Source organism: Elioraea sp. (genome assembly GCF_022842375.1).
Taxonomy (GTDB): Bacteria; Pseudomonadota; Alphaproteobacteria; order Acetobacterales; family Acetobacteraceae; genus Elioraea_A.
Genome location: NZ_JALHPR010000012.1, coordinates 91,416 through 113,506 on the forward strand (window position 1 = coordinate 91,416; position 22,091 = coordinate 113,506).

The 22,091-nt window shown below is 69.5% G+C and carries 11 protein-coding genes; 6 read left to right on the plus strand and 5 right to left on the minus strand.

The window, feature by feature from the left end; genetic code table 11:
* Nucleotides 1-21 precede the first annotated feature (21 nt).
* The 6 genes from Q0C38_RS12230 to Q0C38_RS12255 are packed head-to-tail and all read left to right on the plus strand — an operon-like array spanning nucleotide 22 to nucleotide 5,927.
* Nucleotides 22-1,143, plus strand: coding sequence for an ABC transporter substrate-binding protein (locus tag Q0C38_RS12230; RefSeq protein ID WP_291297379.1), 1,122 nt, complete (start codon nucleotides 22-24; stop codon nucleotides 1,141-1,143).
* Between the two features lie 58 nt (nucleotides 1,144-1,201).
* Entirely contained in the window at nucleotides 1,202-2,131 is a 930-nt protein-coding gene (locus Q0C38_RS12235) for a branched-chain amino acid ABC transporter permease (protein ID WP_291297380.1), read from the plus strand.
* 7 nt (nucleotides 2,132-2,138) lie between these two features.
* The gene (locus Q0C38_RS12240) at nucleotides 2,139-3,131 is read left to right on the plus strand and encodes a branched-chain amino acid ABC transporter permease (RefSeq protein ID WP_291297381.1); all 993 of its coding nucleotides are present in this window, start codon (nucleotides 2,139-2,141) and stop codon (nucleotides 3,129-3,131) included.
* A 2-nt stretch (nucleotides 3,132-3,133) separates the two neighbouring features.
* Nucleotides 3,134-3,907, plus strand: a complete 774-nt coding sequence (locus tag Q0C38_RS12245; RefSeq protein WP_291297382.1) for an ABC transporter ATP-binding protein — start codon at nucleotides 3,134-3,136, stop codon at nucleotides 3,905-3,907.
* Nucleotides 3,904-4,617, plus strand: a complete 714-nt coding sequence (locus tag Q0C38_RS12250) for an ABC transporter ATP-binding protein (protein WP_366937261.1) — start codon at nucleotides 3,904-3,906, stop codon at nucleotides 4,615-4,617. Before Q0C38_RS12245 ends, Q0C38_RS12250 begins: the two co-directional genes overlap by 4 nt.
* A 23-nt stretch (nucleotides 4,618-4,640) precedes the next feature.
* Nucleotides 4,641-5,927 (plus strand): FAD-binding oxidoreductase, encoded by a 1,287-nt coding sequence (locus tag Q0C38_RS12255; protein ID WP_291297383.1) that lies wholly within the window; start codon nucleotides 4,641-4,643, stop codon nucleotides 5,925-5,927.
* A 100-nt stretch (nucleotides 5,928-6,027) separates the two neighbouring features.
* Here the strand turns inward: Q0C38_RS12255 and Q0C38_RS12260 are convergent, their stop codons facing one another.
* The 5 genes from Q0C38_RS12260 to Q0C38_RS12280 all read right to left on the minus strand — a co-directional run bounded on the left by Q0C38_RS12260 (nucleotide 6,028) and on the right by Q0C38_RS12280 (nucleotide 22,016).
* Entirely contained in the window at nucleotides 6,028-8,388 is a 2,361-nt protein-coding gene (locus Q0C38_RS12260; protein ID WP_291297384.1) for a xanthine dehydrogenase family protein molybdopterin-binding subunit, read from the minus strand.
* 101 nt (nucleotides 8,389-8,489) lie between these two features.
* Nucleotides 8,490-16,850, minus strand: coding sequence for a hypothetical protein (locus tag Q0C38_RS12265; protein WP_291297385.1), 8,361 nt, complete (start codon nucleotides 16,848-16,850; stop codon nucleotides 8,490-8,492).
* Nucleotides 16,851-16,910: 60 nt separating this feature from the next.
* A complete protein-coding gene (locus Q0C38_RS12270) occupies nucleotides 16,911-18,236 on the minus strand; it encodes an HlyD family type I secretion periplasmic adaptor subunit (protein ID WP_291297386.1) in 1,326 nt (441 codons plus the stop codon).
* A 19-nt stretch (nucleotides 18,237-18,255) separates the two neighbouring features.
* Nucleotides 18,256-20,433 carry a peptidase domain-containing ABC transporter gene (locus Q0C38_RS12275; RefSeq protein ID WP_291297387.1) on the minus strand — a complete coding sequence of 726 codons (2,178 nt, stop codon included), beginning with the start codon at nucleotides 20,431-20,433 and terminating at the stop codon, nucleotides 18,256-18,258.
* Entirely contained in the window at nucleotides 20,430-22,016 is a 1,587-nt protein-coding gene (locus Q0C38_RS12280; RefSeq protein ID WP_291297388.1) for a peptidase domain-containing ABC transporter, read from the minus strand. Before Q0C38_RS12280 ends, Q0C38_RS12275 begins: the two co-directional genes overlap by 4 nt.
* Nucleotides 22,017-22,091: the final 75 nt, after the last annotated feature.

Genomic DNA, 22,091 nt, shown 5'->3' on the forward strand with positions numbered 1-22,091 from the left:
GACCACATGACGGAGAGACCGATGACAACGACACGACGCACCCTGCTTGCCGGCAGCGCCACGCTTCCCTTCCTCGGCCACGCAGCACTCGCGCAGCCGCGCACCATCACGGTTGGCTATCAGCTGCCGCTGACCGGCGAGTTCAGCCAGTACGGCGAGCGTTTCCGCAACTCGGCGCTGATGGCACTCGAGGCGTTCAACACCTCCCGCCGCATCCCCGCGCAGGTGAACATCGTGTTCGAGGACACGCGGTCAGACCCGCGCGAGGCGGTGGCAGTGGCGCGGAAGTTCGTCGACAACCGCGAGATCGTCGCCGTGCTCGGCGACTTCTCGTCCTCCGCCTCCATCCAGGCTGGCCGCGTCTACGCCGAGGCCGGCATGCCGCAGTTGAGCCAGACCGCCTCCCACCCCGACTTCGTGAAGGTCAGCCCCTGGCAGTTCCGCAACATCACGACGCAGGCCTATGAGGGCCCGCACGTGGCACGCTGGATGTCGGCCTCGGGCGTGAAGCGCGTCGCCGTCGTTGCCATCCAGAACGACTGGGGCCAGTCGGTCGTGTCGAACTTCGTCGACGCCTTCAAGGCGACCGGCGGCGAGGTCGTGGCGACCCAGATGTACAACCCGGGCAACCGCGAGTTCCGCGCGATCCTGACCGACATCGCCCGCACGCGGCCGGATGCGATCTATCTCGGCATGTTCTACGAGGATGGCGCGTCGTTCCTGCAGCAGCGCCGCCAGCTCAATATCCGCGCCGCCGTGTACGGCACGTCCTCGATGTACGAGCCGAAGCTGATCGAGCTCGCCGGCCCCGGTTCGGAGGGGATGTTCCTCTCGACCAGCTTCATGGCCGAGAGCCCTGAGGCACACGTGAAGGCCTATGTCGAGGAGTACACGCGCCGCTTCCGGTCGGAGCCGAACATGTTCTCGGCCCAGGCCTTCGATGCGGTGAACATCATGCTCGAGGCGATTGCCCGCGCCTGGCCTGACGTGACGCGCCAGCGCGTGCGTGACGAGCTTGCGAAGACGAAGGATTTCCCGGGCGTGACGGGTGCCACCACCTTCGACCCCGAGACGCGCGAGCCCGCCAAGACGCTGGCCCGCATGCGCATCCAGGACGGCAAGTTCACCCTCCTCCCGAACTGAACCCGACCGCTGCGCGGGCGAACGCGCCCGCGCGGCGGATTTCCCCCTGGATGGGCCCGTGTTCGATCGCTTCGACATCTTCTTCGTCCAGCAGCTGATCAACGGCTTCTCGGTCGGGCTCGTCTACGCGCTGGTTGCCATCGGCTTCACGCTGATCTTCGGCGTGTTGAACGTGGTGAACTTCGCGCATGGCGAGATCTACATGATCGGCGCCTATGCCGGGCTCATGGCGCTGCTGTTCCTGAGCCCGCCCTGGGTGGCGCTGATCCTGCTCGTCCTGGCGGCTGGCATCGTCGCCGGCATCGTGCTCGAACGCGTGGCGTTCAAACCGTTCCGCCGCTTCCGCGACGAAGCGTCGCTGAAATCGAAGGCGATGCGCGAGAGCACGCTGCTCTCCTCCCTCGCCATCTCCATCATCGTGCGCGAGGCGACGGAGAAGATGTTCGGCGCCGACATGCAGCCGATCCCGCGCGCCTACGCCAATGCGCTGCAGGAGCCGATCCTGTTCGGCGAGTTGGCCATCGCCTCCGGGCAGATCGTGATCCTGGCTGCCGCCATCATCATGTTCCTGACGCTGCAGGTGATTTTGTTCCGCACGCAGATCGGCCTTTCGATCCGCGCGGTCGCTGCCAACCCGCTGGGCGCGCAGTATGTCGGCGTGAATGTCGACCGCACGGTGATCGCCACCTTCGCGATCGGCTCCGGCATGGGCGCGGTCGCCGGCATCCTGATCGGCCTCTACCAGGGCACCATCTTCCCCGCGATGGGCTTCGCACCCGGCGTGAAGGCGTTCGTCGCGATGGTGATGGGCGGGCTCAACTCTATCCCGGGTGCGGTGATCTGCGCGATCATCCTCGGCGTATCGGAGGCGGTGGCGACCGAGATCTTTGCGCAAGGCTGGGCAGACCTCGTGGCCTATGTGTTCCTGGTCGTGACCCTGATCTTCTTCCCGACAGGCCTCTTCGGTGCGGGGCGCGAACGTGTCTGAGCAGTCCGTGTCCCGCCCCTTCCCGACGCTTCCGCTCGTGCTGGCCGCGATCGTGTTCATCGCGGTCCCGGCGACACTGGTCGCACTCGGCTCCGGCTATTTCTTCCGGCTGGCGATCGTCACGCTGATTTTCTCGATCCTCGCGCTGTCGATGCAGCTGATCACCGGCGTCGCCGGCCTGCTCAGCCTGGGGCACGCTGCGATCTACGGTGTGGGCGCCTACACGGCGGCCATTCTCTCGACACGGCTCGGGCTCGATGCGCTTCTCACCGTGCCGCTGTCGGGCGTCGTGTCGGGGCTGCTCGGCATCGCGCTCGCGCTGCCCACCATGCGGCTCGTCTCGATCTACTTCGCCGTCGCCACCCTCGGCCTGGGCGAGATGATCTACGTCACGCTGCTGAACTGGGTATCGTTCACCAAGGGGCCGCTCGGCATCGGCGAGATCCCGCCGCTCCGCCCGCTCGGTTTTGATCTCTCTGGCCCGCTCGGGACCTATCTCGCGGTCGCTGTCGTTACCGCGATCGCCGCGGTGATCGTGCACCGCTGCGCGCACTCCTATTACGGCAACGCGCTCAGGGCCGTGCGCGAGGATGACCAGTGCGCGGACGCGATGGGGCTCAACGTCGTCCGCCTCAAGATCGAGGTGTTCGCCATCGCCTGCTTCCTCGCCGGCGTTGCCGGCGCCCTCTGGGCGCACACGACCGGGTATGTGAACCCGGGCGATTTCCGCTTCGCCGAGAGCATCCTCATCCTCGCCATGGTCGTCGTCGGCGGGCTGGGCAGCGTGCCTGGTGCGATCGTCGGCTCGGCGCTGCTGCTGCTGCTGCCCGAGGCGCTGCGCGCGGTGGGCGAGGTGCGCATCCTCGTCGTCGGCCTCGTGATGTTCCTCTGCATCCTGTTCCTGCCGAAGGGGCTGTTCGGCGAGGTCTCGGCGTTGTCGCTCGCCCGCCGCCAGTTCGGCGCTGCCTGGCAGCCATCGCGCGGGCTGGGGTGGCGCTGACGATGCCGCTGCTCGAGATCGACCGCGTCACGCGGCGCTTCGGCGGGCTCATTGCAGTGGACGACGTGTCCGGCCATGTCGCCGAAGGCGAGCTTGTCGGCCTGATCGGCCCGAACGGGGCCGGCAAGACGACGCTGTTCAACGTCATCTGCGGATTCACGCCGCCATCGGATGGCGAAGTGCGGTTTGCCGGCACGCGCGTCTCGGGCCTCAAGCCCTGGCGCATCTGCCGCCTCGGCATCGGGCGGACGTTCCAGAACCTCCGCGTGTTTCCGAACATGACGGTGTTCGACAACGTCTCGGTCGGTGCTGCCGGCCGCGAAGGGCATGCGCCGCTCGATGCCCTCTGGCACAGCGCATCAGCGCGCGCCCGCAGTGCCGCGATCAGCCGCCGCACCGAGGAGGCACTCGCCCGCACCGGCCTGTCGGATGTTGCCGGCGAACTTGCCGCGAACCTCTCCTACGGGCGGCGCAAGTACCTCGAGATCGCCCGTGCGCTGGCCACCGGCCCGCGCATGCTGGTGCTCGACGAGCCCGCCGCGGGGCTGAACGATACCGAGACGACGGCGCTCGCCCGCTTCATCACCTCGCTCTCGTCCGAGGGGCTGACGGTGTTGCTGGTCGAGCACGACATGGGCCTCGTCATGAGCATCTGCGAGCGCGTGATGGTGCTCGCCTCCGGCCGCAAGATCGCCGATGGTACGCCAGCAACGGTCCAGGCGGACGCTGCGGTTCTCGAAGCCTATCTCGGTGTCGCCGAGGAGGACGAGGCGTGAGCGCGATCCTCACCGTCGCTGACCTCGTCGTCCGCATGGGACCGCAGACGATCATCTCCGGCGTCTCGCTCACCGTGCCGGAGGGCGGCATCGTCACCGTGCTCGGCTCGAACGGCGTCGGCAAGACAACGCTGATGCGCACGCTCTCGGGCGTCTATCGCGCGACATCGGGCACGATCAGGCTGAAGGGCGAGGACATCAGCGCGCTGCCCTCCCACGCCATCGTCGCGCGCGGCCTCGCACAGGCGCCGGAGGGGCGGCAGATCTTCGGGGCGATGACGGTGGCCGAGAACCTCCGCCTCGGCGCAATCGGCAATGTCGATGCCGCGCTGCTCGAGCGCGTCCTCACCCTGTTCCCGATCCTGCGCGACCGGTATCGCCAGCGCGCAGGCTCACTCTCGGGCGGTGAGCAGCAGATGCTCTGTGTCGGCCGCGCCATGATGGCGAGGCCGAAGCTGCTGCTGATGGACGAGCCGTCACTCGGCCTCGCACCGAAGCTTGTGAAGCAGATCTTCGACCTCGTGGCCACCATCCGCGCCGATGGCACGCCCGTTCTGCTTGTGGAACAGAATGCCCGCGCAGCACTCCGCGTGGCGGACTACGCCTATGTGATGGATGGCGGGCGCATCGTGCTCGAAGGCCCCGCGCGCGAGCTCGCCCAGGACGAGCGCGTGAAGGCGGCCTACCTGGGTGGCCACGCGCACGCCTGAGGCACCGGAAGGATCGCTGCCCGATGACCGACAACCGCAACGAGATGCCGCCGAGCCTCTGGGCCGCCACCGCGCCGGCCCCGCCGGAGACGGCAGCCCTCGCGGGCGGGGCGAGCGCCGACATCTGCGTCATCGGCGCCGGCTACACAGGGCTGTCGGCCGCGCTCACCGCCGCCGAGGCAGGCGCGAAGGTCGTCGTCATCGAGGCAGCCGCGATCGGCTGGGGCGCATCGGGGCGCAACAACGGCCAGGTGATCCCCACCCTCTCGCGGATGGACCCTGACGAGATCGCCGCCTCGGGCGGGGCGAAGGGCGAGGAATTCGTCGGCCTGATCCGCGACAGCGCGTCGCTGGTGTTCGACCTCATCCGCAAGCATGACATGGACGCGGAAGCTGTACAGAACGGCTGGATACAGCCGGCGCATCGCGAGAGCCGCATGGCGGTGGCCGCCAAGCGCGTCGAGGCGTGGGGCAAGCGCGGCGCGCCCGTCTCGCTGCTCGACCGGGCGGCGATGGCAAGGCTCACCGGCACGGATCACTGGCATGGCGGGTGGACGAACCGTTCCGGCGGCAGGATCAATCCGCTGGGCTACGCCCGCGGGCTCGCACGCGCCGCGATCTCGGCCGGTGCGACGATCTTCACCCATACGCCAGCCGAGGCGATCGCGCGCGACGGTGCGAAGTGGGTGGTGACGACGCCGAACGGTCGCGTGGTGGCTGACCGCGTGATCATCGCCACCAATGCCTATTCGACCGATCTCTGGCCCGGCTTCCGCGAGGAGGTCATCCCTGTCCGCTCCTACCAGATGGCGACCGCGCCGCTCACCGACAACGTGCGGAAATCGGTGCTGCCGGAAGGCCATGCGCTGTCCGATACGCGCGGCGATCTCTACTTCTTCCGCTTCGATGCGAACGGGCGGCTGATCACGGGCGGCGCGCTCGCGCTCGGCTTCGACTGGGAAAACCGCATCCGCGAGCGCATCGGCAGGCGCGTGGCGGCGGTGTACCCGCAAGTGGGTGTGCCGAAGTTCGACTATGTCTGGTGGGGCTATATTGGTGCTACCGCCGACAAGGCCCCGCATGTGCACGAGCTTGCCCCGGGCGTGACGGGCTGGAACGGCTGCAACGGCCGCGGCGTGGCGCTTGCCACCGCGATCGGGCGCGAACTCGGCCGGCAGGCGACGGGAACGCCGTGGTCCGACATTCCCCTGCCGCTCTCCCCCGTCAGGCCGATCCCTGCCTATGGGTTCGCCAAGCGCATCGCGCCAGCAGCGATCCTCGACCGCCGCTGGCGCGACGGCAGGGACTAGAGCAATATCCGCTTACGTTGAATCGCGAAGCGATCCGTAAGCGGATGAAATTGCTCGCAAACAAGCGCCTAGAGCGTGATCCGCCAAAGCGGATCACGCTCTAGGCTGCCGCCTTCGCGACGTTGATCGCCCGCCACACGCGCTCGGGCGTCGCGGGCATGTCGATGTGGCGGATGCCGAAGCCCGACAGCGCATCGACCACCGCGTTCATCACCGCGGGCAGGCTGCCGGCGCATCCGGCCTCGCCGCAGCCCTTCGCGCCGAGCGGGTTGGTGCGCGCGGGAACGGGACGGCTTTCCGTTGCGAATCCGCACACATCATCGGCGCGCGGCAGCGCATAGTCGGTGAACGAGCCGGAGATCAGCTGGCCGTTCTCGTCATACACCGTGCTTTCGTAGAGCGCCTGGCCGATGCCCTGCACGATGCCGCCATGCGCCTGGCCCGCCACCAGCATCGGGTTCACCACCGTGCCGAAATCATTCACCGCGACGTAGCGCACCACCTGGGTGATGCCCGTCTCCGGGTCGATCTCCACTTCCGCCACGTGGCAGCCGTTCGGGAAGGCCGAGGGCGCCTGGTCGAACACGTGGCGCACGTCGAGGCTCGCGGGGACGCCGGGCGGCAGGGCCTTCGCCGCCCGCAGCCAGGCGACGAGGTCCATCAGGTCCATGCCGCGATCGGTGCCGACGATGGAGAAGCGGCCGCGTTCGAAATGAATGTCGGCCACTGCACTCTCGAGCGCGTGGGCCGCCACCACCCTGCCCTTCTCGATCACGAGGTCGGAGGCTTCGAGGATCGCGGCACCCGAGGCCATCAGCGACTTGGACCCACCCGTGCCGCCACCGGCGACGAGCTCGTCACTGTCGCCCTGGACCAGGCGGATGCGCTCGAACGGGACGCCGAGATGCTGGTGCAGCACCTGGGCGAAAGGCGTCCAGTGCCCCTGGCCGTAGTCGAGCGTCCCGGTGATGATGGTGACGGAACCATCCTTCTCGAAGCGGATGCCGCCCTGCTCCTTCGCCGGCGGCGCCGTCACCTCGAGGTAGTTGCCGATGCCCCTCCCCCGCAGCCTGCCGCGCGCGGCACTCTCGGCCTTGCGGGCGGAGAACCCGTCCCAGTCCGCGGCGGCGAGGGCACGGTCGAGCAGGGCGGTGAACTCGCCGCTGTCATAGGCGGAGCCTGACGCTGCCTGATAGGGGAACTGGTCGGGCCGGATGTGGTTGAGGCGGCGGAGCGCCACCGCGTCGCGCCCGGTCTCGGCGGCGGCGGCCTCGATCAGCCGCTCCATGAAATAGTTGCCCTCCGGCCGCCCCGCACCGCGATAGGCCGACACGGGCGTGGTGTTCGTCACCGCACAGGTGGTGCGCACGCCGATCAGCGGCGTGGTGTAGTTCGACTGCACGTTCTTGACGAAATTGCCCGTGCCCATGAGCGGCGCGACGGTGGCGAGATAGCCGCCCATGTTGGCGAAGGAGGTGAGCCGCACGGCGAGGAACCGCCCCTCGGCGTCGAGCGCGAGTTCGCCCTGCACCTCATGGTCGCGCCCATGCTGGTCCGACAGGAAGGAGCCGGAACGATCATCCGTCCACTTCACCGGCCGGCCGAGCAGCTTGGCGGCAAACAGCAGGCACACATACTCGGGATAGACGGAGGCCTTCATGCCGAAGGAGCCACCGACATTGCCCGTTAGCACGCGCACCTTCTCGACCGGCAGCTTCAGGATGTCGTTGGCGAGCTGCCCGCGCAGGCCGAACACGCCCTGGCTGCCGACGCGGAGCGTGAAGCGCCCCTCGGCGGCATCGTATTCGCCGATCGCGCTCCGCGGCTCCATCGCGCACACCACCACGCGGTTGTTGCGGATGGACAGCGATGTGACATGCGCGGCATTGGCGAAGGCTTCATCGACCTTCGCCTGGTCGCCATAGGCGAAGTCGAGAACGACGTTGCCGGGAATGTCATCATAGAGCAGCGGCGCGCCGGGGGTGGCAGCGGCGGAGGCGTCCGTCACGGCAGGCAGCGGCTCGATGTCGAGGAACACGGCCTCTGCGGCATCACGCGCCGCGGTTTTCGTTTCGGCGACCACGAAGGCCACCGGGTCGCCGACGAAGCGCACCTTGCCCATCGCCAGCGCGGGTCGCTCGATGTTGCGCAGGGGGCTGCCATCGGCGTTCTTGAGCGGCAGCACGCAGCGCATCGTGCCGTAGCCGGCCGCCGCGAGATCGGCACCCGTGTAGATGCCGAGCACACCCGGCATCGACGCGGCATCGGCGGTCTCGATGGCGCGAATGACCCCATGCGCGTAGGGGCTTCGGACCATCACGCACCAGGCCTGCCCCGGGAGCGACACGTCATCGGTGTAGCGGCCTTCGCCGCGCAGCAGCACGGGGTCCTCGTTCCGCGGCACGGGCTGGCCGATGCCGAACTTCAACGTCGTGGGATCGAGGACCTGGGTGTCTGGCATGGGGCGCTCCGGCTGGGCTCTGCTCGCGATGTTCGAGCAGATAAGGCCGAACACTAGGGCAGCAAGCCTGTCGCGTCAGCCCGGGTCGTTTGCCGGAGCCATCACCATGTGATGCGCTCGAGTTCGCTGAACTCGACCTGCCCGCCCTCGCCGAACACGATCCGGCCTGAGGCAGGCGCGCTGAAGTCGAGGGTGCCATCGCCCGCCACCGTACTGACGCCGGGTGTATCGATCACCAGCGTCCAGGCCTGCCCCGTGGCGGGGCCGGCAACGGGGGCTCCCACCACGCCACCCAGCATCAGCGTGTCGAACCCGGCCCCTGCCTGCACTATGTCATTGCCGCCGCCGGCGTCGATGAGGAAGAAATCGTTGCCGGACAGCCCGCGCATCGTCTCCGACGCGTCGGTGCCGATGAACACATCGTCCTGCCCGGTGCCCTGGAGCGTTCCGGCGGTGCCATCTCCCGTGATGAGGTTCTCGGCGACCAGGACCGAAAGGCTCTCGCGCGTGGTGTCGCCGGCAGCATCGGTGAGGCTGATGTCGAGGCTCCGCACGCCAGGGCTGAGCACGCCGCCGCCCTGGTCGACGAGCTGCAGGCTCTCGATCACCGCCGCATAGGTGTCGGCGGAGGCAGCGCCGGAGAGGGAGAGCGTTCCGGTCGCGGCATCGAACGCCCCGCCGACGATGCGGATGCCGGTGGCGCCGATCAGCAGATCGCCACCATCGGCCGTCAACACATAGCCATCGATCGTGATCCGGTCGCCGGCAGCCTGGCCTGTGGTGATGCGCACGCTCGCCGCCGTGATCGCCTCGCCGTCGAGTTCCGTGATGCTGGCCGAACCCACGATGTCGGCCTGCGTCTCCGTCGTCGAGACGGGTTCAGCAGCGCCGAGCGTGAGAACCGGCGCGTGCGCCACGTCATCGATCGTGACGGTCAGCGAACGGACCGTCTCCGCGCTGCTGGCCCCCTCCTGGGCGCGGGCCGTGATCGCGAGCGAGAACGTCCCGACCCAGCCCGTTGGTGCGGCGAGGGCGAGCGTGGCGAGTGCCGCGGGCGGAACGCTCCACCGTCCGCCGCCAAGATCAGACCCAGCCGACAGGGTGAAGCCCGACGGCACCCCGGCGATCGTCACCGACAGCACCTCCGATCCATCCGTGTCGGTGAGCGATGCGGCAAGCGTGAGGGGGATGGTCGTTCCCTCGGTCCCTGCCGCATCGACGACGGACAGGGAAGGCGCATCGGCAACGCCGGTGACAGTGAGGGTGCGCGTGATCGTGGTCGTTGCCTCGTCGCCATTCGCTGTCTCGCGCGCGGTCGCGGAGATGGAGAGCGTCGCCGTCCCGGACCAGTTCGCCGCGGGAATGAGCGCGAGCCCGCTGAGCTGAGCTGGCGTCAACACCCAGCTTCCGTTGCCCTGCACCGTTCCTGCCGTGAGGCTTGCCCCAGGGGGCAACCCGCTGATGGTGACGGTCGTCAGCGTCTCCGATCCGTCCGTGTCAACCAGTGCTGCGGAGATGGTGAGCGGGATGGCGCCATCCTCGACGCCGCTCGCCGCATTGGCGGTGACGACAGGCGCTGTCGCCACGGCATCGACCGTGACGGGAACGATCGTCGTCGTCACTCTGGCATCGGTTTCGAGCTCGCGTGTCTCGGCACTCACGGTCAGGTTCACCTGACCCGACCAGCCAGGGGCGGGGTTCAGCGCCAAGCCGGCAAGCTGGGCGGCGCTGAGCAGCCATGACCCATCCGGCTGCACGGTCCCGGCAGTGAGGGTGGCCCCTGGCGGCAGGCCAGAGATGACCACCCCGACGATCTCCTCGGATCCATCGGCATCGACCAGCGCGACGGCGATCGACAGCGGCACCGCAGCCCCCTCCAGCGCCACCGCGGGTGTGACGGTGATGTCGGCGGCGTCGGTCACCGGGGTGACGGTGAAGACCGTCTCCGCCTGAGCCGACGCGGTCGTGCCGTCAAACTCGGTCGCGACCGCGGTGAAGCGGATCGTGATGTCGCCCGAGGCATGGGCGGGCGGCGTGAAGGTGAGGCCCGGAAGCTCGGCCGCGGTAAAGATCCAGGTGCCGTCCGGCTGCTCGGTTCCGGCGCTGAAGCGCGCGCCTGCCGGAACGCCACTGGCGATCACGGTCAGGGTCTCGGACCCGTCGGTGTCGCGGAGAGCTGCCGAGACGTTGACGGCAATCGCGGTATCCTCGTCACCACGCAGAGTGGTGCGCGCCACGATGATCGGCGTATCGACACCGTCGCTCACCACGATCGGCAGGGCAACGGATGTGACGGCGACATCGCCCGTGCCGCGCTCGACGGCATAGGCCGTCACGGTCGCCGCGATCGTGCCGCTGTAGTTGAGGGGTGGCGTCAGCGTGAGGCCAGCGAGCTCGTCAGGCAGCAACGTCCAGCTGCCATCCCCGTTGTTCACACCGGCCGAGAGGAAGGCAGCAGCCGGCAGGCCTGAGATGACGATCGAGAGCATCTCCGACCCATCGGTATCGGCGAGCGCAGCGGTGATCGACAGCGGGATCGCCTGATCCTCGGTACCGGTTGCCACGCCGGCCGAGAGGATCGGTGCATCCGCATCGGCGGCGACCGTGAAGGGAACGCTGACCACCGTGTCGCGCGCATCACCGTTCGACGCTTCCACGGATCTCACCGTCACCGTGACGGCGAAATCGCCATGCGCGTTGGCCGGCGGAATGAGACGCAGCGCGCCGATCGACGCAGGGTCGATGCTGTAGGTGCCATCGCCATTGTCGGTGATGCCCGGGCCGTCGAGCGCGGCGCCGGCCGGGACATCGCTGATCTGGACACTGGTGATGATCTCCGAGCCATCCACATCGGCCGTCGCCACCGCGATGTTCAGTGCAACGGCCTGGTCCTCGACGCCGGACGCGGGCGCGGCTGTGACCGTGGGCGCATCGGCAACGGCCTCGATCGTGGCGGCAACCGGTTGCGCGGTGCTCGCGGTCGCGCCGATCGTATCGGTCGCGACGGCGCGGAGGGTGACCGAGATCGGGCCGGAATGATCAGCCGGCGGGTTGACGGTGAGGCCGGCGAGCTCACCCTGTGAAAGGATCCATTCGCCGCTGCGACTATCCAAGAAGCCAGCGCTCAGCGTCGCGCCATCGGGAAGGCCCGATACCACGACAGTGAGCGCGACCGCACCCGTACCGCCGCCAGCATGGCCGACCGTGATGGCCAGCGCGAGCGGAGCGTCCTCGTCACCGGATGCGAGGACGGCGGAGAGGGTCGGTGCCGCAAGTGCGTCGGGGGTTGCGCCACCACCGCCGCCGCCGCCGGTGCCGGTCCCCCCGTCGCCGGTCCCCCCGTCGCCGGTACCCCCGTCGCCGCTGCCATCACCGCCACTACCGCTTCCTCCGCCCGAGCCGTCGCCATCCCCGCCGCTGCTGCCGCCACCATCGGTGCTGGGCGGCGCGACGGTGAGATCGAACGTGCTGAGTGACCGCGAGACATCGCCTTCCCGCTCCGTCACCACCGCCTCGACCTCGAGCGCCAGGGTGCCCTCGAACCCCGCTGGCGGCCTGATCGACAGTCCATCCTCATCGCCAGGCGCAAGCACCCACGTGCCGTTGCCCATGTTCCTGCCGGCCGAGAGAACGAAGCCGTCCGGCACGTCATGCAGCACGAGCCTGATCGCCTCTGAGCCGTCGGTGTCAGGGGTGGTCGCCGAGAGGCTCAGCGGAATCCACCCATCCCCGGCGCTGGTCGATTGATGCGTGCTGCCCGTCACATCGGAAGCGTTGATCGTCGCCGCATCCGCCACCCCGCGCGGATCGACCGTCAGCAGGCCGCTGATCGTCTCGCTCACCCCGCCGGTGTCGCTGATCGTCATGGTCACGGAAAGATCGAACGCTACATCGCTGTTGGGCGGCGGCACGATGCGCACGTCATCGATGCGCGCTGCGGGAACGGCGTAGGCGCCGCCCTCCGGCGTCAGCACCGTTCCGTCCGCGTATCGCAGCATCGCGCCGGCAGGGACGCCGCTGATCGTGATTGTTCCGGTCACGGCCTCCGAGCCGTCGCGGTCGGACAGCCCAGGGTCGAGCGCGAGTGCGATCGCGCCATCCTCCGGGCCGGATGCCGTTGCCCAGCGCGCCACGCCGCCACCGAGACCACCAACCGACGGCGTGTCGATCTCCGCACCGATCACCACGGGAAGTGGCACGGTCGTCGTCGCGATCGAGCCGCCGCCCGTTTCCTGCGCGACAGCCGTCAAGGTGAGCGAGAGGGTGCCGGCATAGTCGCCCGGCACGATCAGCGCGGCAGTGGCAGCATCCGCCGCGGTGAGCGACCAGCGGCCAGGCCCTGCATAGGTGCCGACCGTGAGGCTCATCCCCTCCGGAACGCCGCTGACGAGATAGCTCAGCACCTCGGAGCCATCGGCATCCGACAAGGCGGCGGCGATGCCGAGCGGAACCGGTGCATCCTCCGCCACCGCGGCACCGCCGGTGACGGCAACAGGCGCATCGGCGATCGCCACGACGGCCACGGGCAGGGCCACGGGCGCGCTCTCCGCCGTGCTGCCATTCGGTTCTGCCGCGATGCTCGAGACCTGGAGCGTCATCCAGCCATGCCAGTCACGCGGCGGGGTGATGGTGAGGCTTGCGGCCTGGGCGGCGGGAACGAGGAAACTGCCATCGGCCTCGGCCACGAGCGCGCCCGAGGACGTGGCCAGCACCGCGCCGGGAGGAACGTCGCCGACGCGGAATGCCGTGATGCTCTCCGATCCGTCACGGTCCCTCGCGGTCGCATCGAGGGCGAGGCGAATCGCATGGTCCTCGCCGCCGATCGCCGGCGAGACCCGCACCGTCGGCGTATCGGCCACGCCGGCAACCGACACCGTGAACACCGCCTCCACCGTCGCCGTCGAGCCATCGCGCGCCTCGGCGGTGTAGGCACGCAAGGTGAGCGCGAGATCACCCGAGAAGTCGCGCGGGGGAAGGATCGCGAGGGTGCCGAGATCGCCTGCGGGAACGGTCCAGAAGGTGCCGTGCGCGGTGCCGTGCGAAAGCGTGGCGCCGGCCGGCACGCCGAATATCTTGACGGTCAGCGTCTCCGATCCATCCGTGTCGACGAGCGCGGCGGAGAGCCCAGTCAGCGGGATCCATTGGTCCTCGAGCCCAGCGGCATCGGCCACCGTGATGGCGGCTGCATCGGCCATCGCACTGACCGTCACGACCCCCGTTCCGGTCACGAGCCGCGTGTCGGTGGCGCCGTTGCCGCTGTCGGTCAACAATGCCTGGAAGGTGAGGGTGAAGTCCGCGTCACTGTTGGCGTTCGGCAGCAGCTTGACGCGCCCGGCGTAGAGCTCCCATGTCGACACTTCCCAGGTGCCGGGCACAGTCTCGGTTCCCTGAGAAAGCACGGCACCCGCGGGAACGCCACTGACCGTGGTGGTGACGGACCAGGTCTCCGACCCGTCCGTGTCGGGGGTGACGAAGTTCGGCTTGATCGTGATCCAGCTGTCCTCGGCGCCCGCGGCGGACATCGGGATCGTTCCGATATCGGCGACAGGATCGACCGAGACCTGGAACGTTGCGCTGGCACTTGCCGGGAGCACCCCCGCCTCGTTCTCGGCAGCGATCGCCGTCAGTGTGAGCGTATAGGTTCCGGAATGGTTCGGCGGCGGCACGAAGGCGACAGTGGTCAGTTGAGCCGGGGTGAGCGTCCAGCTGCCGTCGACGTTCTGCTGCCCGACCGTCAGCGTACCGCCCGCCGGAAGGCCCGAGAGCCGGAAGCTGAGCGTCTCCGAGCCATCGGTGTCGGCCAGCGCGCCGCCGAGGCCGGTGAGCGGGATCGGCTGGTCCTCGACACCTGCATGGTTCGCGACCGTCACGGTCGGCGCATCCGCCACGGCGGTGACGATGATCGTCCCCGCGCCGTCGATCACGCGGCTCACCGTCGTGCCGTTTGCCGTGTCCGACTGGACCGTTTCGAATGTGAGGTGGATGTCGGCGTCGCTGTTCGCAGGCGGCCGGATCATCACGGCCGAGGCGCCGAGCGAGGCCGTCGAGACCTCCCAGACACCGGGGCTGATCTCCGCGCCCTCCGACAGGACCGCGCCGGCGGGAACGCCGCGGATCGTCGTCGTCGGCGCCCAGCTTTCCGAACCATCCTGGTCAGGCGATGCGAAGCTCGCAGCGATGATGATCCACCCATCCTCCGCCCCCTGGCCGGTGACGGTGATGCTGCCCTGGTCGACCTCCGGCGCGACGGTGACGGTGAAGCTGCGCAGCGCCTCCGCCGAACCACCGGCGGCTTCTGTCGCCACCGCGCGAAGGGCGAGGACAATCTCGCCCGAGAAATGCTCCGGCGGACGCAGCGAGAGTGTTGCCAGCGCCCCGACCGGCACCGACCAGACGCCGCCGCCGAGCGACGTGCCGGCGGAGAGAGTCGCTCCGGTGGGAACGCCCGAGAGCGTGACCGCAAGGGTCTCCGACCCATCGGCATCGACGAGCGACGCCGCCAGGCCGCCGAGCGCGATCCACCGATCCTCCGTCCCGGCAGCATCGGCGACCGATGCGACGGGAACATCCGCCACCGCATCGACGCCAAGGGTGAGCGCCACGACAACGTCCTGCCGCGCCTCTGCCGTCCCAGCAGTATCGATCACCGTCGCGGTGACGGTGAGCGCGATGTCGGCATCGCTGTTTGCAGGCGGCGTCAAACTGACGTTGCCGGCCGCGAGCGCTGCCGTGGGAACGCGCCAGACGCCGCCGCCGAGGCTGTCGCCGAGATTGAGCGACGCATCGGCGGGAACGCCGGCGATCAGCACGGTCTCGGCCCAGGCCTCGGACGCATCCGTGAGCGCGGCGAAGCTGACCGAAAGCGGAATCGCGGTGTCCTCGGCACCGGAGGCCTGGGCCGTGATGGCAGCACCATCGACCACGGGCGCGACCGTGACGGTGAACGGCACGCGCGTTGTCTCCACATCGCCGTTCGACACCTCGGTGCCCGTGGCCTCGAGCACGAGTGCGATCTCGCCGGCGAAGTCAGGCGGCGGCTGGAGGGAGAGCGCACCGAGATCGGCGGCCGGCACGCGCCACACGCCGCCATCCGCGCTGCCGTGCGACAGCACCGCACCAGCGGGAAGCCCCGTGATGGCAACGCTCAGCGTCTCCGATCCGTCGAGATCGACGAGCGAGGCAGCAAGACCGCCGAGCGCGATCCAGCCATCCTCCTGCCCTGCCGCATCGGCGGCAGACGCTGTCGGCGCATCGGCCACCGCCGTGACCTCGACCGTGAACGGATGCATCGTCTGCGCAGCACCGCCATCAGCCTCCTCACTCGTCGCGACGAGTTCGAGCGACAGCGTGCCGGAGACATGCGCGCGCGGCGTCAGTGTCAGGCCGGGAAGATCGCCAGGCGCAAGCGACCATGTGCCATCGGTGAGAAGCGTGCCGGCCGACAGCACTGCGCCATCCGGGACACCGCGGATGATGAGCGCGGTGATCGTCTCGGAACCGTCGCGGTCGGTCAGCGCAACGGTGAGGTCGAGCGCGATGGCGGTATCCTCGCCGCCAGCGCCACCCGTGCCGGTGACCGCGGGCGCGTCTGCCACCGCATCGACGGTGAGCCGGAGCTCCTCCCGCGTGACCACCGTGTTGCCATCAGGCACGCGGGATGCGGCCTCGACGACGAGCGTCGCCTCGCCACTCCAGTTCTCGCCAGGATGCAGCACGAGGCCGTCGAGGTCGGCGGGAGCAAGTCGCCACGAGCCGTCGGCGAGAACGGTTCCGGCGGACAGCGAGGCACCGGGCGGCAGCCCGGCGATGGTGATCGTCAGGACCTCGCCGCCGAGCCCGTCGCGGTCATCGAGGGCAGCGCTGATCCGGATCGCGACCGATACATCCTCGCGCGTGGTGGCGTTCTCGACGGCAAGACGCGGCGCGTCGGCGATGGGCCCGGGTGCCGTCACCTCCGCATTCGTGTCGGCCGGTGCCCGCGCCGGCCGTGGGTCCTCGGCGACGCCATCGATGCGCGCGGCAGCGCCCTCCGGCAGCGGTCCGGCCGTGGCAGCTGCCGGCGCGATCGGCAGCAGCGAGCCGCCCGGCACGGCGGGCGAGAGCGAGGGGAGCAGAACCAGTGGCGCGGCGCGCGACGGCGGCGGGGTATCGGGCGTCGCGGCGATAGGGACGGCCAACGAGGGGCCGTCCGGAAGTGAGCCGCGCAGCGCTGCTTCGCCGTCGGGCAACTCCGCCACGCTCGCGCTGTCCTGCGAAGTCGGCGATGGATCGGGCAAGAGGTTGCCCACGCCAGCAACGGCGACGCGGCCGGATGCGGCAAATCCGACCACGACGGGTGCCGCAATGGCAGCATCCGGCAGGCCGGGCCGCTGTGCTGCGCGGAGCGCCCGCAGCGCTGCCTCGTCGACGACGGCGCCCTCGGGCAAGCCATAGGCCGGATCGTTTCCGCGCGTATCACTCACATCATTCGCTCCCGCCCGGGTGGCGGCGTCCTGCCGCTCTTCCTGGCTTGCCGCGCGCGTTCAGCGCTCGCGGAAACTGTCGCTCATCGCGGCATGCACCGGCTTCATCAGGTAGGCGAGCAGCGTCTTCCCCCCCGTCACCACATCCGCCTGCACGGTCATGCCCGGCAGCAGGCGGTTCAGCCCGGGGTCACGCCCGACATGGTCTGCCGTGAGCGCGATGCGCGCCGCGTAGTAGGGCTGCTGCTGCTGATCAAGCGTGGTCGATGCAGCGACCTGGATCAGCGTGCCCTCGACAGAGCCGTAGCGCGCATAGTCGAACGCATGCACCTTCACGCGCACCGCCTGACCGGGTGAGACGAAGCCGATCTCGCGCGGGGTGATCCGCGCCTCGACGACCAGCGGCGCGGTAACCGGAACGATCTCGACCAGCGGCCCGCCAGGCGGCACGACGGTGCCGGTGCGGCGAACCTGCAATCCCTTGACGATCCCATCGACCGGCGCGAGGACGGCGAGGCGGCTGACACGTTCCCACGCCTCGCGGACCGCCTCCTGCGTCTCGAGGCGCTCCACCACGACGCGTCCGAGTTCCCGCGCTGCCTCGTCACGCGCCGTCGTCTCTGCCTCCACGAGCCTCGCCTCGGCTTCATCGGCGCCACGCGCGGCTGCCACGGCCATCGCGGCAAGCCGTTCACCCTCGGCCGTCGCGGCAAGATAGGCGCGGCGCGTCTCGAGAACGGCGATGCGGGTCGTAAGCCCCTGGGCGAGCAGCGTCTCGCGGAGGGCAAGCTCGCTGCCGTGCAGCGCCAGCTGGCGCCGGATCCCCTCCTCCTGCGCAGCGAGGGCGCGCTGTTCCGCCCGCCGCTGATGTGCCACGTGCGACAGCACGGCAAGGCGGTCATTGCGTGTCCGCAGCGCCTCCTCATGGGCGGCGCGCTGGTCGGCAGCAAGCGCCGCAAAGCCCTGATCCTCACCTCCGATGTCGAGTGCCGTTCCATCACGGAGCGCGCGCAGGTTCGCCTCCCGGAAGCGAAGCCCCGCGTCGCGGGCGCGCAGGCGGTCGAGCTCCGCCTGCGCAGGAGCGGAGGCGAAGCGCATGAGCGTCTGCCCCTCGCGCACCGCCTCGCCGTCGGAGACGAGAACGACCTCGACGAGGCCGCCTTCGAGGTGCTGCACGATGGCAACGGGTTCGTCGGTCATGACCTGGCCCGGCGCGATGGCGACCTCCGGCAGGGAGGTCACGGCAGCCCAAAGGCCGAAGGCGACGAGCATGGCAGCCGCGCCGACCACGACGACGCGATCACGGCGCCTGCGACGCGGGTCGTCGAGGCCGGCAAGCGCCAGCAGCGCCTTGGCCTCGAAATGCTGGACGTCCTGGCGCGTCATGTTCACTGCCTGCCATCGTTCATGTCGAGCGCCCCTGCGCCAGAAGCTTCACCGCCGTGGGACCAGCGGCGGGTGGTGCTGAGCGCCGCTGCTCCTCGACCTGCCCTTCGGTGAAGCGGAGGATCCTGTCGGCGAGCGCGATGTGGCTCGGCCGGTGCGTGACGATTAGGATCGTCGCCTCGCCCCGCAACGAAGCGATCACCTTCCCGACGGCGGCGCTGCCATCGTCATCGAGGCCATTCGCCGGCTCGTCCATGAGCACGATCCGCGACCGGCGCAGCAGAATCCGCGTGAGCGAGATGCGGGTCACGAGGCTAGCCGCGACCATGCCGGCGCCGTTGTCGCCAAGTCGCGTATCGAACCCGTCGGGCAACGATGCGACCAGCCTGTCGAGGCCGGTGATGGACGCTGCCGCGCGGATCTCGGCCTCGCTCGCGCCGGGAGCGGCGAGCAGGAGGTTCTGCGTCACGGTGCCGTAGATGATCTGCGGCACGGCCGGCGCATAGGCGATGGCGCGACGGAGCTCCACCGGGTCGAACCGACGGATGTCAAGCCCGTCGATCCTTACGCTCCCCGCGCTCGCCCGATGAATCCCCAGTACCGAGAGCAGGAGCGATGTCTTGCCCGCACCGGACGGCCCGACGAGCGCGATGACCTGCCCCGCCCTGATCTCGGCGTTGACGCCAAGCAGTGCCGGCTCCGCCTGCGGCTGGTAGCGCAGGCTCAGCCGCGCGATGCCGATGTCGCCGCGGATGCTGCCGACGGGGCGCACCGGCGAGCGATGCTCGCTCTCCGGGGCGAGCGCCATCATCTGGTCGACCTGCCGCATGCTCGTCCGCACCTGTTCCCAGCGCGACAGGATCGTGAAGGCCATCTGGATCGGCCCGAGCACGCGCCAGATCACCATCATCGCCGCGATCAGCCCGCCGGCGGTGATGGTGCCGCCGAGCACCGCGTGGACGCCGAAGGCCACCGCCGCCAGCGCCGTGACGCCAACGATTGCCTGGCCGAGCGCGGTGACAATCCCGCCGAGCGCACCAACGCGGGCAGCAGCCGCTGCCGCCTCAGCCGCGGCCGCTGCGTGGCGGGCGCGCCAGACCGGGCTGGCCCCGCTCGCCCTGATCAGGCGCATGGCACCCAGGGTCTCGAGTGCGAGCTGGTCACGCTGCTGGGCCGTCACCGCCGCCGAGGAGACCGCACGCCGCATCGGGCCGCCGACTGCGATGAACAGAAGGGCGAAAAGGAGCACAGCGACCGCGGGCGCGATGGCAACCGGTCCGCCAACAGCTGCGAGAACGCCAACGAGCATCAGCGCGAACGGCGCATCAAGCGCGGCAATCGCGAGGCTTCCACTGAAGAACTCCCGCACCGTGCCGAAATCCCGCACGCGGTTCACCTGCGCGGCGATGCCGACGCGCTCGGTCATCGCAAGCGGCAGGCCGAGCAGGCGATCGAGCACGCTGTGCGCCACGACCGAATCAAGCCGTTCCCCGATGCGCGCGAGCGTGTCGAGCCGTGCCGCCCGGAACAGCCCCTCGAACAGGAGCGCGAGGCAGAGGCCGATGAGCAGAAGTGGCAGCGGCCCTGCATCGCCGGCGCCGATCAGCACATCGAACACGGCCATCGTGAAGAGGGGCACGGCAAGAGCGAGAACGGCGAGAAGGAAGCTTGCACCGAGCATGGGCCTGGCGAGGGGCGCGAAGCCAAGCAGCACGCCCCGGAGCCACGCGTCACGCGATGACGCCTGCACCGGCTTTGGAGCAAGGCAGAGCACGGGGCAATCGATGTCGAGGCTGTCGATCCTCTCGTGAACGCCCCCGGCAGTCACGCGAAGGATGCCTCCCGTGGCAGACCCCACGAGAACTGCCACCCTGTCGCCGGCCTCGATCACCAGGGCGGGCAGATGTTCCGGGCGCAAGGCACCATGGGCGGCATGGATGCTGACGGTCGGGTAGCCGAGATTGACGAGGGTGACGCGAAGTGCGGCGATGTCGAAGTGGCCGCATGCATGGGGCATCGCACCGACGAGCTGCGCGGGACCGCCCTGCCAGCCAAGCGCGGCGAGATAGAGCCCGAGTCCTGTCACGATCGGCCCGGGCTCCACCAACGTGGCCGGCACCGGCACCGGGACCAGCGTTTCCTCCAGCCCTGCCCAGGGCGATGTGCCGAGCCAGGAGGGCGGCGGCATTGCGTTCATGTCGCTGCCACCAGCTTGCCGCCGGCGAGCGTGTAGCGCCGATCGGCCAGTGCGAGCGTCGATGGGCGGGAGCTGATGATGATGACGGTGCAGTGATTGCGCAGCCGGGACAGCAACGCATGCACGACATTGTCGGCGGTCGCGTCGAGGAACACATTCGCCTCGTCAAACAGTACGATGCGTGGGCCGGTGACGAGCGCGCGCGCGATGGAGACGAGCTGCACGGCACCGCGCGGCAGCAGCACTCCCCCCTCGCCCACCTGCGTGTCGTAGCCCTGGGGCAGCGCTGCCGCGAGCTGGTCGAGGCCGAGCTCGGCGGCAAGCGCGCGGGCCCGCGGCGTGAACAACGGCCGGTGCATCGTGATGTTCTCGACCAGCGTGCCGCGCACCAACTCGCCCTGCGTCGGCAGGTAGGAGCAGACGAGGGGGATGCTGTCAGGGTCCACTCTCGTGAGATCGGTACCGTCGATCAGCACGCGCCCATGCGCGGGGGAGAGGAGGCCCGCCATGAGGCGCAGCAGCGTCGTCTTGCCCGCCCCGTTGCGCGCGGCCACTGCAACGATCTCGCCCGGCATGACGACGAGATCGATCCCGGCGAGGATCGGATCGCCCTGGTCACGCAGCACGACGGCATCCTCGATGCGGAGCCCGCCCTCCGGGGCGGCGAGTGCCGGGGCCGGTGACGGCAACGGCGATGCCATGATCTCGCCAAGCCTGTCGGCAGCCCCGCGCAGCACCTCGGCGCGCGTGAACACCGAGAGCGCAGCGCTGAGCGGCTGCAGGGTTCGTCCACTGAGCAGGAGGCAGGCGCCGAGCCCGCCAACGGTCAAACGACCGGCGATCACCTCCATGCAGCCGATCGCGGCGACCAGCCCTGCACCGACACTGGCGAGCAGGAGCGCGGCGCCATGGCCATTGCCGGAGAGGACGGCAAGCCGGCGACGCGCTTCGGCGCAGCGCAGGATCAGCCGCTCGTTCCGGCGCAGCATCTGCTGCTCGAGGCCGAGCGCCTTCACCGTGTGGATGTTGCCCAGGACGTCGAACAGCATGTTGAAGCGCCGCTCCTCGCCCTCCGCGAGCGCACTGACGGTGCGGCGAAGGCGGCGGCCCAGCAGGAGCGTGAGGGCGAGGTAGAGTGCCGCCAAAAGCACCGGCACGGCGGCGAGCGTCGGCGAGAGATGCATCATCGCCGCGACGTAGAGAAAGCAGAATGGGAGATCGAGGAGCGCCTGGAATGCGGCCCCCGAATAGGCCTCCCGCACGACGGCGATGCTCGACAGACGCTCGAGATACACACCGGCGCCACGTCGCTCGAACCGCGCGAGCGGGGTGCGCGTCAACGCCTCGATGGCGCGGGCATGAGCCTCTGCCTCCCAGCGCCCGCCCAGGCGCGCAACGATGCCGGCGCGCACCGACCGCAAGGTCGTCTCGAGAAGGCAGGCGACGAGGACGGCGGACGCCAGGACCCAGAACGTGGCCAGCCCGCCGCTGGCCAGCACCCGGTCATAGACGTGCAGCATGGCAATCGGCAGGGCGAGCGAGAGCGTGCTGATCAGCAGCGACGACAGGGCGAGTTCGGGCACGGCGCCGAAAAGGCACCTAGCGATCGACGGCAGCGCCATCGCCTCCGGGCCCGATCTCGACACACCTCACCTCAC